Genomic DNA, 11,783 nt, shown 5'->3' on the forward strand with positions numbered 1-11,783 from the left:
GCGCCAGCATGCGCCAGAGGGCTGAAATCGGACATTTCTAATGAGCTCAAATCGGACATTATTAAAAAGCCCTGACAATAACTACGTTGATAATAAAGATTATGTCAATCCGAAGCGATATTAACGCTCAAAGGACCTGCGTGGCGCTATATGAATAGTTCGTATCTCTGCGTTTTCCCAAGCTGGCCGACGCGACGCAACGGTATTCGAAAACGAGGTAGACAGCAATCAGCTCAGAATCCTACGGCGTCAAGAGATTGACAACGGAACGGCGTTGGTCCAGATCAAATCCTCCGCCGATAAACAGCCGTTCCGCTGTCACGGAAAAATGTCGGGAGTACGCCACGCTCGACCGCATGCTCTTCGTCTGCCATTCGGGGAGTCCCGCCTCAACCGAGCCTAAAGTCGAAACCGACGTACTCTCCATCGGCCCGGCTGGCGAGATTGCTGTTCGATGTCGGGCTGAGGCCGTGGTCGCGTGAAAAGGCGCCTTGGGACCCCTTTCACCAGTCACTAAAACGAGACAGCCAGCTCGACGCCTGAATAGTCGACGCGGGGCGCAAGTCTTCGATGCGGACCCGGCTCGAAATGCACCAGGCCGTAACCCTCCATGGTCCTGAGGGTACGCGAGAGGTTGGACACCGCGCGACCGGTTTTCGCGGCCAGCTCGTCCAGGGAGCCCGGGTTTGTCTCAGCGATCGTCGCGAGCAACTCCCGGTTGCTTTCGGACAGCACCTTGGCCAGCGTTTCGAGCGACTGGAACCAGACTTTCGGTTCATCGGGCGCGGGTTTGTATTGGCCTTTCGCGATGGCGATGGTCCGGGCCTTGTATTCCTCGCGCGAGGCAATACCAACTTTCAGGATCTTGGTGTCTGCAGTCATATCAGTTACTCCTTTCCTGCAAGATCGTTTCAACTTCCGCCCAGAAATCCTCCATCAGCTTGCCGGCGTCCTCATAGTCGTAGAATCGGACTCTTTCGCCCTTGTGCTTGTGGTCGTATTCGATCCGCGTTCGGGCTCCCGGTCCGGAGCCTTCGGTGATCCCGTGCGCGTTGTCGAAACCCAGCAGGCGGGCGCCGTCCTCGGCATGGAGCGTCAGCGAATATTTAAGCCCCTGCGGGCGCTCCGGCGTCACGTCGCATTCCTTGACCTCAAACTTGACCCAGCATGTTTCGCTGCCATCGACGGCAAAGCGCTCCCCGTCCAGGGACAAAAGCGCGTCCAAGCCGTGGTCACGATCGGTCATGCTTTATCTTATCACTGTCTGATAAGATAAGTCAATTTCATGGACCACCACGGTCTGGTATCGCTCCTAGCCGGAGCCCGTCTGACATAGATCGGCCATCGCGGTCGTCCATTGGTCCGCCGCGTCGGGCAGCGGTCGAGACCCTATGCGGCCGTCGAACTGCGACGACAGTCTATGTCCACTCCCACGGCCTTAACGGACCCTGACGGGGAGAGTTCGATCACATAGCCGGTTCCGCGAGTCAAGAGAATCTCGCCATGCGCTAGTGTGCCTGAACACTGTGCCAAACTGTGTTCAGGCCGTCGCCCGCACGATCGCCCGGCTTCTTATCCATCATGCCACGATACAACGGCTTTCCTCCGTAGGTCCATTGACGATCGCCGTTGCCTGTATCGACCAGTTGGAGCGAGCCGGAGGCCTTATCGTCCGGGCTCGCGAGTGCGGGCGGAAAGTTTCGAGCGCAGTCGCCCTCGCATGATTTGTCATCCGGGGTCCCTTGTCCTCCAAAAACGTAGAGCGTCATCCCATGCTCATCAACGAGCCTGCCATCGTCGACGCGAGGTGGCGCGGCAAAGGTCGAAGTGACAGCGGAAAGCACCGCAATTCCAATAAGCGTCTTCATGTTCGTCTCCCTTCAGACTTCCATTGAGCGCGCGATCATGCGTCTCGCACGCGCGCTCCCCTTCAGACGGCGTCTTTTTCACAGCGGCGTCATGATGCGCAACACCGGATGACCATTGAGATCTTTAAGAGCGAAGTACGATCGATGAGTCGCCGAATCGACATACACAACGTGGGCGTTCGGTCCTAGGAAGCCCTCGCCCACCTTTGCCACGTGAGTCCCGACATAACGGAACATCGATATGACACCTGCTTCGCCAGCCACATACACGGTGCTCGTCGAAGCATCGAGCGCAAGCACGTCCGGATCACGTCCTACGTCGAACGACTGCGATACGCGCTTCGTGCGCAGGTCGAGCACCAACAATTTGCTGTTCCCCTCACAGGCGATGAATGCGAGTCGGGAGTGTGGAACAATGAGCAAGCCGTGGTTTCCGTCTGCTCCGGGCAAGTCGATGCGGGCGACGATTGTGTCCGTCGACGGGTCGATCTCGACCAACTGCCGACGCGTCTGAACGTTGACGAAGATGTGCCGCGAGACCGAGTCGTATTGCGTGTTGCCGACCTCGCCATCCAGCGCAATGGTCTTCACGCGGTGGTTCGTTGTCGCGTCGATGACGGTCTCAGTCTTTCCCGTCTCATCGGAAACGTAAAGCTTGTGTACATCGGGCGCATAGGCCATGCCATCGGGGTAGACACCTCCCGGCATACGAGCGACAACCTTCAGCGTCTTCTCGTCGATCGCAACGATCTCGTTCGTTCCGGTCGCCGAGGCGAACACCCGCGACAATTCCGGAACAACGAGCACGCCATGCACGGCGGAGACATTCGGTATCGTGGCAATGACCCGCGCACTGTGCGTGTCGAAGGCGAGGACTTCTCCATCTCCCAAGTGGGCAATCATCAACAAATGACGTTCAGGATCGCCACTCTCGTAATCGAAACGAGACGTGCGTCCTGGCATCGAAATGTCCGCAACGTGCTGAAGCGGGAGATGCGTGGCGGTTCCCTGTTCCGCTGCCGACGCGACGTGATCCGGCAGAAGCACCACGAATGACACACTCAACAGCGCCGCGCCGATAAGCGAGCCAAGGCACCGAAACGGTCGTGATGGGATCATGAACGGTCTCCGTCGAGACGGACATGTCGGAACGCGGCGAGCAACGTCAGGTCGTAGATGATCTTGAGCGCGCCGCATGCGATCAAAGGCGCTTCGAGCAAACCTAGTCCGATCAAGCCGCCGGCAATAGTCGGGGCAATGGCTGCGGCAAGACTACGCGGCACCGCTGTCAAACTCGCAGCGGCAGCTCGTTCCGCCGGCGTCACGACGGACATGACATAAGCACTGCGCGTGGGTACGTCGAGTTGCGACAGCACGCTCCGGAGAAGCAACATTAGCAGTGCCAGCGGCAGTGATGGCATGAACGCCGCCGCGATAAGACACAGGCTCGACGGAATATGCGTAAAGACCATCGTATTCAACAGGCCGATCCTGCGCGCTAAAGGCGCGGCTGCGAGTTGCGAGCCTGCGCTCAATAATCCTGTGCAGAAGAAGAACTGCCCAGCCGTGCCGATCGATAGGTCGAACCGCGCTATGAGCCACAGCGCTAGGAGCGCGTTGACTACCAGTCCTCCAGCAAAAGCATCGAGGCTGAAAAGCATCGCAAGGCGCATAACTATCCAGCGCGATGGGCCTAACGAGGTACGGATCGCGGCTGTAACTTGCTGATGCGACGGCATGTACAAGTACAGGACTAGGATCGCAAGGCCGCACAGCGCGTAGATCATGAACATGAACCGCATCGCTGACAGCGCTGATACTTCGAAATGCCCAGCGATCAAGTCGGGGACGCCAGCCAGCAGCGCACCCAGAGCGCCGGAGAGTGCGCCAACGAGGCTATAGCGCGCGAACAATGCAGTACGCGCCTGCGCTTGCGACGCTTCGGCAAGACATGCGTGTTCGATCGGTAGAAACAGACTGACATCGCCCGCGCTGGGATTCATCGTTCCGACGAATGCCACGACGAGCAGAGGCCAAAGCGTCGAGAAGCTGAAAAAGCCGATTCCTGTTGCTGCCATCATCGCGGCGGCAATCAACAGCAACGACCGGCGCGAATAACGATTGCCTATCATGCCGACGACAATCGTCGCGATCGCGGATCCGAGCAGGGTCGACGTGCTGACGAGCCCGACCGCTAGGGTCGACATACCGAGCGCGAGGAAGTATGCGGGAAGCAGCACCGCAATGAATCCATCGCAAAAGCCCCGCAGACTTCGCGCCGCGAGCAGTCGCCATACTCCGGGAGCGACGCCCGCAAGTGCGAATCTCGATGAGAAGCGAGTGCTGGCTGAAGTCATCGCAACAACTCCGGCGCGGGTGTGCGCCGCGCGGCACGCTTATGCGTTGCGCGCCGGCATGACCGCTTGGAGCCTCATGGACGCGTTGTCCCAGTTCAGGATGTTGAACAGCTGATTGACGTACTCCATGCGGCGGTTCTGATACTTCAAGTAGTAGGCGTGCTCGAAGACATCGAGCACAAGAATCGGTTGGATGCCCCAAGCTGTGAGCTTCTGATGGTTCTCGCATTGGAGGATCATGACCTTGTCCACCGCCGGGTGATAACCCACTACACCCCAGCCCGAGCCCTCGGTCGCGATCGTGGCAGCGGCGAGCTGCGCTTTAAACCTCGCATATGAGCCAAAGTTCTTGTCGATTGCCCTCGCAAGTTCGCTCTTTGGTTCTCCGCCTTTGCCCGAAATGCTCGTCCAGTACACAGTATGCAAGATATGGCTCGAAAGCTGGAATGCGAGTTCCTTCTCGTAATGCTTCACGAGCGTGAAGTCGTTTGTGTCGCGTGCCTTGGCCAGTGCATCTTCTGCTTTGTTCGCCGCCGTCACGGCGGGCTTGTGGTGAAAGTTGTAATGCAGTTCGACCGTCCGTGCGTCAATGACCGGTTCGAGCGCATCGTAGGCATAAGGTAGCGGGGCGGCAGCATATTTGCCGTCGGCGTCGGTCAGCTTGTCGACATAGCCTGCACTCTCCGCCGCGTCTGCTGAATGCGTTTTCGCCATGAGCAGACCTGCGCCGACAACAGCGGTGTCTTGAAGAAAGGTGCGCCGAGTTGCCATGATGTACTCCCTAGCTCCGATGCGCGCACCTCCGCTCAGTGCGCGTACAGGTGATGAAGCGGAAAGACCGCCAGACCGATGAGCGCAGAACTGCTTTTCGTTCAGCCAGTGGTGCTCGGTGACCACACCGCCGTACAGGAACGGAACGATTGCGAGTCCCGATCCAAAGACGAACGCGCCCGCCTTCGCGAAGAACAGTCCAATCTGACTGAGCGAGGAAAGATCGATGCCGCTCAGCGCACCGCTTAGCAAGGGTGCCTGGGCTGAAACCAGTGCATTCGCACCACCTTTGCCGAGCCACGCAGGTGGCGACCGCCGAAACATGTTCACGAGCCCGCCTGCAATGAACAGCCAGGCGATCTCGGACTCGGTAACAACGGTCACGACGATGAGCACCAGAAAGATGCCCCACAGGGTCTTGTCAGCGCCGAGCGTGGTTGTACGCGCTCATGGCGATAATGCCGACGACGGCTGCGCCGACGCCATAGAAGACCGCCTGCATCCACGGCAGGCCGCCGAAATGCACGTACGCCCAGCCGAGCGCTACGACCATGAGAAAGGAAGGCAGCACGAAAGCAACGCCGACCGCCGTCGCGCCGATGACGCGGTAATGCACATACCCAAGGTAGATCGACAGTTGTGCGGCCAGCGGTCCCGGCATCATCTGCGCGAGCCCGAGGCCTTCACGATAGTCGTCGTCGCTGATCCACCCTCGCCTCTCAACCAGATCCCGGTGCATGTATCCGACGAGCGCAACGGGACCGCCGAAACCGAAAGCGCCAAGCTTCAGCATATACAGCAACAACTGACCGCGCGAATAGGAAGGCGTGGCGGTCGCCGTCGTGCTCACGATCGACCTCCTTGGGCCGCGCTCTTCGCGATCGCTGCGAAGTGCGTGTACATGGAATCGAGTACGCGGCTTATCTCGTCGAGTAATGCGTCGTCGTCGGCAGTGCGTTCACGAGCGCCCGCCATGATGGCCTCGAAGCCGATCGCCTCGGGCACGGGAACGCCGCCAACATCGAGGGCGTGGACCATCGCGGCGAGACGCAGCAACGCGGGATCGCTCTCAAGCTCAAAGCTCGCCATCAAGACCTCGAACGTGACGCGTTCACCTACGTGCGTGAACGCTGCGCCATCGAAGTCAAATCCGAGCACGTTGGGCGGGCAAGCGTCCGGCGATGCCAGCCAGATGAACCGACTGTCGGGATCAATGAAGCGGCGGATGAGCCATGCGCTCGCCACGCGATCGACCCAGATACGCTGCCGTGTCGCCCAGGTGCGCCCCCGGTAATCCCTCGGCGCAAGCGTTCGGATCTCGCGCTCAGCCGGGTGCGGCTCGCCGGGGGACATCACGGTGTCGACGTGCGCCACGAAATCCTGCCAAGCCACTTCCGCGCGAGTTGCAGCCTCAGTAGGGAAAAAGTCGATCGCAACGATGCTTTCGTAATCCTTGCGCAAGCGCCGCATCAGTCGCCGAAGGTCCGTTTCGGCCTGTCCGAAGACGATCTTGCGCGCGTCACTTAGGGCGCCGATCAGGGCGTCGTAGTCGTTAGATCGGTCGAACAGGTCGCGAAACTCGGCTTCCTGTTCTTGATCCAGACTGGGAGCTCGCAGCAGATGCGCCGTGCCGCCGCTCTCGCCGATGGCCGTCGCAAGCTCACGGAGCGACGTTTCCCGCTCAGCCGTGAACGGCAGCAGGTAAATGCCGTCGCGCAGCACCGCGCAACCCTTCGCCTTGAGCGCGCGCCAGAACCGCATGCGGGCGGTCGCGTTCTCAGTAGGCAGCGTCAGAATCAACAGAGACCATGTCGTTAGGTTGTGCATGTTACATACGCTACACTCATGTTTCTTTCTCTACAAGCTAACTTATTAGCCCATTCACAGCCGCGAACGTCGTGCGGCGCGCGGCATCTGCTCCGCTCGCTAGCGACAGTCTTTTCACTGGATGCCGAATCAAGAAGGGTGAATGCGTCGCCCCTTTCCAGCCGTGAATCATGCTAAGCTAGATACCTATAGGGGGTATGGGTATGGCGCATCTTTCGCAGAACAAAGACGAGCTGCTGAAGCGGGTTCGACGCATTGCAGGACAAGTCCAGGCCATTGAGCGCTCGCTTGAGTCCGATGCCGACTGCGAGAAAGTGCTTCATCTCGCTGCGGCAACCCGCGGCGCGATGAACGGCTTGCTCGACGAGATCGTCGAAGCTCACGCGCGTGAACATGTCGCTCATCCCGACCTGACGGCAGCGGAGCGGGAAGAAGGCTTGGTTGCATTGATTGAAGCCATTCGGCGATACACGAAATGACGAACTCAAAGAATCAAACCCCTGGACACGAGCACTCGTTCCTGGGAAGCTCGCACGATGAAAACGCGCGACGGACGAAGTCCGTGGTCGTATTGACCGTAATCATGATGGTCGCAGAGATCGCCGCAGGCTATGCGACGGGCTCGATGGCGTTGCTTGCCGATGGTTTTCACATGTCGACGCACGCCGGTGCGCTTGGCATCGCGGTTCTTGCATACGGCTACGCGAAGCGAAACTCCGGCAATCGCGCTTACAGCTTCGGGACTGGCAAAGTCGGCGAACTCGCCGGCTTCGCCTCTGCTCTCGTTCTCGCGCTCGTTTCGCTGGGCATCGCAATCGAATCGGCATTGCGGCTTGTCCATCCAACGACCGTCGATTTTGGTCAAGCGACGATTATCGCGGTTGTCGGACTATTGGTGAACATCATCAGCGCGGTCATGCTTTCCGGCGGCGGTCACGAGCATCATCAACACCGTCATGGCCATCACCATCACGGGCACTCGCATGGCTCTGACAACAATATGCGGTCGGCCTACGTGCATGTGCTTGCGGATGCGTTGACCTCGATCCTTGCAATTGGCGCGCTGCTCGCTGGGCGCTATCTCGGATGGGTCTGGCTCGATCCAGTCATGGGCATCATCGGCTCGGTCGTCATTGCACGCTGGTCCTGGACGTTGATGCGTGACACAGCCAGCGTGTTGCTCGACAGAACTGACGAGCATGTCGCCGACGAAATTCGAGAGATATTGGCATTGCACGGGGATGCAGAACTCGCCGACCTACATGTTTGGCAGATCGGCCCGGAGGCGCGAGCGGCAATCGTGAGCGTCCGAGCGGATACCGGCGTCACAGCTGAGACTATTCGTGAGCGACTCGAACCTGTTCACGAGGTTATGCACCTTACGATCGAAGCCGTGAGTTAGCCGGCTCAAACGGCTCACGTATTATGGGCGCCCGAGTGCGGGCGCTGACTAAGCCTGAAACACGGAAGGCAGAATTTCGTCAGAAAGCGCGAGCTAACCGCAAACGCCTCAGGTGCAAGGCTAACGGCGCTTGCAGCGTTTGGGCCATAGCATTTGCCATGCAAGGTCAGCAGTTTTCGCTTGTCACGTCAGCTTCGCATGGACTGCCGCTGTCTTCTCGAAATTCTATCGACGCGGCGAGTAGATAGTAATCCTACGCTATAACGCTAAATTCCTTTATGTCAACAAGCCTGCGAACTTCAGTCTGAAATCTGATGGCGCGCCGGACGCGTGCCATTTCGACCGCGACTGAGAGCGACTGAGCCGAATCGGGCATACAAGCTTGTGAAACTTTGCGGTTCTGGAGGAAAGAAATGAGAAGATGGTGTGCATCGGGCGATCAAAGTCGATACCATGCGACCCGCGTCCGTTCGACCGACTCTCGCATTGGCTCGGCACGCGGTCTAAAGATCGGCTCCTGCCTGCCGAGGCGAGTCGTTGATGCTTTCGTCCCCCGGCGCACACGCCGCGAGTCGTGGCGCATCGCCAGGGAACCATCCGGAGGATGGGTTGCATCGTCAGATGCGTAGTGTCATTGACCGCCCTTCGCGTCGTCGGTTCCGCCCGGAGAAACCGAGTCGGCTGCGGCTTTCGCGTTCGGAACCTTCTTCGCTTTGTGAGGCTTCGTCTGCGATGGGCTGTGCTTCGGAGCAGACGCGGCTGAATCGTTCGCGGTCGTATTACCGCCTTGTGCATAGCTCGTCGCGCCCGTTAGCGTGAACGCGACCAGTGCCGACACGACCGAAAAGACTGTCTTCACTCTCATTTGAACCCTCCATTGCATGTGCTGCCGGTTGGTAACGCCTGAAAATCTTTTTTGCCTGTCGCGGCGGGCATGATCGTGGTACTGCTCACGAACAGAGGCACGACATTCGGCTAGGCTCACGAGCGCGCAGGATATATCCGAGGCCGCGCAGCGTCATGATCTGCGCCGTCGACTGGCAAAGACGCTTGCGCAAGCGATGCACGTACAGATCGACCGCATCGATACTGCCTGCTTCGTCGAGCCCGAAGATGCTGTCCATCAGAGAAGGTTTTGAAACCGTCTTGCCCTGCCGCAAAATCAAAGTCTCCAGAACGGCGTGCTCGCGGCGTCGCAGCGAAAGGAGCTGACCGTCGTGTTTGAACTCGCGGCTATCGAATCGATATTCCAGGTCGCCGCAGTTGATCGAAATCGTCGCGTCCGAACTTCGGCGGCGCGCGAGCGCTTTGATCCGCGCGACGAGTTCCCGGGCATCGACGGGTTTCACGACATAGTCGTCAGCGCCTGCGTTGAAGCAGTCGACCTTGTCGTCGATGGAACCGTGCGCCGTGAGCATCAGCACCGGCACCGTATCTCCACGGCGGCGCACTAGCGACAAGAGATCCTTGCCGCTCATCGAAGGCAAGCGCATGTCAAGTAATACCACGTCGTAACATTGCGCGCGCATGATCGGGGCGGCGTGCTCCGCAGCCGGAACGTAGTCGACGACAAACCCCTCCGCTTTCAGCAGACTCACGATCCAGTGAGCCAGCTCGGCATTGTCCTCAACCAACAATAGTTTCATCGTGACCCTCTTCGCGTATCCACGCCGGGAATCGCACCGTCACGCTAAGGCCCGTTCCGTCCGGACCCGGAGCGAGATCGATATCTCCGCCATGTAGACGGGCGATTTCCCTTACTATCGGCAGACCAAGCCCGGTGCCCTCGGTCGAAGTGGACGCGCGGTAGAAGCGCTCGAATACCAGAACGCTGTCCTTGGCGGCAATGCCCGGTCCGTCATCCACGACCTGCAGCACGACGGCCGCGCCCTCGCGCCGAACAACGGCCGTGACAGTTCCGCCTTGCTGGGTGTAGCGGATTGCGTTATCGACAAGGTTCGAAACGAGCGCCCCGAGTAACTCGCGGTTGCCTGCGACGACGGAATCTCCGTCGAACTCCGCACCGAGATCGATGTCACGTCGTTGCGCGGCGATGATCAATTCTTCGAGAACCGAGGCCACCACGGCTGCCACGTCCGTCCGGGAGCGGGCTCGCCGCGGAGCGGACTCCGCCTGCGCCAGCAGGAGCAGTTGGGCCGTCGCGTTCTTCATCTTCTCCGTGCTTCGTCGCGCGCCCAGCAAAGCGTCCCAGGCTTTCTCCTCATCGCGGTCGGCTCGCAAGGCATACTGAATCTGTGCGTCTAGCAGCGCGAGGGGCGTGCGTAGCTGATGCGCGGCGTCAGCGATAAACTGACGTTGTCTCACCGCATGCAATTTCAACTGCGAGATGCATTGATTGATCGCATCGACAATCAACCGAAGCTCGCGAGGCAGCCGCTCGGCATGGATCGTCTCGATCTGTAGCGCCTGGCGTCCGGCGACATCGTCCCGGAGCTTCGTCAGCGGCCGAAGCTCCACGGCGAGTCCCAGTGGAATTAGCACAGCAACGAATGCAAGCATCAGGCATTCACGGATCAGTTGCGGGCGCCAGAGATCAGCGAGCAGTCCGTGACGTGAAGCCTGCGTCTTGCCGACGATCACCAGAACGCGTTCGGCTTTGCCCGAGTCATACAACTCCCGCGAGAAGGCGACGGCACGTATCGGGGTTTGTTCGAGCGTTGCGTCGAAAAAGACCGGCTGCGTCCCGACCTGCCGAGGCGTCGGCAAATCAGGATTGCCCGATAAAAGCTTGTCGTGCCCCGACACCACCTTGTAGAACACCTGATCCTGATACGCCGATTCGAAAAGCTCCAGCGCGGCAGGAGGAATCGACACGGCCAGGCCGCCGTCCACCCAGTCGATGTCTTCGATGATGGTGCGCGCTGACGACAATAGCGTACTGTCCTGTATCAACTCTGCCGTATGTTGCGCCGAGTCGTACGAGGTCCACCCGGTCACGAGAATGAAGGTTGCGAGCGGCACGAGTAGCCATGCCATCAGACGCATTCGAAGATCGAGATGCAACATGGCGCGCAAGCATCCCCGTCGCAGGATGACCGTCACGCCTGCGCTCCTGCGAGCGGCAGTGTCGAATCTGTCGTTGTCGATTGCCTCCATCGTCTCGTTCCACCTTTCGCTCTCTGGTCTTCTGCCACGGGCAAGCAGATCGCCACGCATAAAGACCTTTCGGTCTGCTCCTGGCGTATGAAGCGATGCATGCGCCACCCCAAGGATTCTATTCAAAGCAATCCTTCTGGCGGCTTTCAGGTCCCGGGTTTTGAGCTACGGGATTTCCATGATCGAAACGCAGCTTCCGCGCTTCCTTTCTTAAGCGTTTCTTAAGCATTTCGTCGCCCGCAGTTTTCACAAAAGGCGAATGTCCGACCCTTGGTGGTGTCGTCGGCGTGGTCGAACGATCTACATTGCACCACTGCGCTGCGGGATATATAAATTTTTATAGGATACAGGAGTGTCTATGCCGAGTCGAGTAGCGCAAGGGAATCGCACCCCCACGCTCTCGCAGATCCGGACGTGAATCTCTCGATTCATCCGGCTCCT

Annotated in this window: 12 protein-coding genes and 1 pseudogene; 2 read left to right on the forward strand and 11 right to left on the reverse strand. The window is 59.2% G+C overall.

The annotated features are described in order from the left end of the window. Nucleotides 1-513: 513 nt before the first annotated feature. The 8 genes and pseudogenes from AWB75_RS35120 to AWB75_RS35155 all read right to left on the reverse strand — a co-directional run bounded on the left by AWB75_RS35120 (nucleotide 514) and on the right by AWB75_RS35155 (nucleotide 6,823). On the reverse strand, nucleotides 514-882 hold the full coding sequence (locus tag AWB75_RS35120) for an HVO_A0114 family putative DNA-binding protein (RefSeq protein ID WP_061128547.1): 369 nt from the start codon (nucleotides 880-882) through the stop codon (nucleotides 514-516). A 1-nt stretch (nucleotide 883) separates the two neighbouring features. Further along, nucleotides 884-1,246: a toxin-antitoxin system TumE family protein gene (locus tag AWB75_RS35125; RefSeq protein WP_087087174.1), complete on the reverse strand. Its 363-nt coding sequence runs from the start codon at nucleotides 1,244-1,246 to the stop codon at nucleotides 884-886. 262 nt (nucleotides 1,247-1,508) lie between these two features. Then, nucleotides 1,509-1,868, reverse strand: coding sequence for a COG4315 family predicted lipoprotein (locus AWB75_RS35130; protein ID WP_061128548.1), 360 nt, complete (start codon nucleotides 1,866-1,868; stop codon nucleotides 1,509-1,511). A 78-nt stretch (nucleotides 1,869-1,946) separates the two neighbouring features. Further along, entirely contained in the window at nucleotides 1,947-2,987 is a 1,041-nt protein-coding gene (locus AWB75_RS35135; protein WP_061128549.1) for a YncE family protein, read from the reverse strand. Beyond that, nucleotides 2,984-4,225, reverse strand: a complete 1,242-nt coding sequence (locus AWB75_RS35140) for an MFS transporter (RefSeq protein WP_061128550.1) — start codon at nucleotides 4,223-4,225, stop codon at nucleotides 2,984-2,986. Before AWB75_RS35140 ends, AWB75_RS35135 begins: the two co-directional genes overlap by 4 nt. 39 nt (nucleotides 4,226-4,264) lie before the next feature. Then, nucleotides 4,265-4,996, reverse strand: coding sequence for a superoxide dismutase (locus tag AWB75_RS35145; protein ID WP_061128557.1), 732 nt, complete (start codon nucleotides 4,994-4,996; stop codon nucleotides 4,265-4,267). A gap of 87 nt (nucleotides 4,997-5,083) precedes the next feature. Continuing rightward, nucleotides 5,084-5,846, reverse strand: a pseudogene (chrA, locus tag AWB75_RS35150) (chromate efflux transporter); the annotation flags it as partial. Next, a complete protein-coding gene (locus AWB75_RS35155) occupies nucleotides 5,843-6,823 on the reverse strand; it encodes a chromate resistance protein ChrB domain-containing protein (protein ID WP_061128551.1) in 981 nt (326 codons plus the stop codon). The pseudogene chrA and the gene AWB75_RS35155, both read right to left, overlap by 4 nt. 203 nt (nucleotides 6,824-7,026) lie before the next feature. On the opposite strand from AWB75_RS35155, the gene AWB75_RS35160 reads away from it, so the two are divergent. Both AWB75_RS35160 and dmeF read left to right on the forward strand, forming a co-directional pair. Further along, on the forward strand, nucleotides 7,027-7,302 hold the full coding sequence (locus AWB75_RS35160; RefSeq protein WP_061128552.1) for a metal/formaldehyde-sensitive transcriptional repressor: 276 nt from the start codon (nucleotides 7,027-7,029) through the stop codon (nucleotides 7,300-7,302). After that, the gene (gene dmeF / locus AWB75_RS35165; protein ID WP_061128553.1) at nucleotides 7,299-8,225 is read left to right on the forward strand and encodes a CDF family Co(II)/Ni(II) efflux transporter DmeF; all 927 of its coding nucleotides are present in this window, start codon (nucleotides 7,299-7,301) and stop codon (nucleotides 8,223-8,225) included. The genes AWB75_RS35160 and dmeF overlap by 4 nt, the downstream gene beginning before the upstream one ends. A gap of 631 nt (nucleotides 8,226-8,856) precedes the next feature. Here dmeF and AWB75_RS35170 read toward each other — a convergent pair. The 3 genes from AWB75_RS35170 to AWB75_RS35180 all read right to left on the reverse strand — a co-directional run bounded on the left by AWB75_RS35170 (nucleotide 8,857) and on the right by AWB75_RS35180 (nucleotide 11,252). Continuing rightward, nucleotides 8,857-9,090, reverse strand: coding sequence for a hypothetical protein (locus tag AWB75_RS35170; RefSeq protein WP_061128554.1), 234 nt, complete (start codon nucleotides 9,088-9,090; stop codon nucleotides 8,857-8,859). Nucleotides 9,091-9,175: 85 nt separating this feature from the next. Further along, the gene (locus AWB75_RS35175) at nucleotides 9,176-9,871 is read right to left on the reverse strand and encodes a response regulator (protein ID WP_061128555.1); all 696 of its coding nucleotides are present in this window, start codon (nucleotides 9,869-9,871) and stop codon (nucleotides 9,176-9,178) included. Then, nucleotides 9,852-11,252 carry a sensor histidine kinase gene (locus tag AWB75_RS35180; protein ID WP_061128558.1) on the reverse strand — a complete coding sequence of 467 codons (1,401 nt, stop codon included), beginning with the start codon at nucleotides 11,250-11,252 and terminating at the stop codon, nucleotides 9,852-9,854. Before AWB75_RS35180 ends, AWB75_RS35175 begins: the two co-directional genes overlap by 20 nt. Between the last annotated feature and the right edge of the window lie 531 nt (nucleotides 11,253-11,783).

Origin of the sequence: Caballeronia catudaia, assembly GCF_001544755.2 — a bacterium.
Taxonomy (GTDB): Bacteria; Pseudomonadota; Gammaproteobacteria; order Burkholderiales; family Burkholderiaceae; genus Caballeronia; species Caballeronia catudaia.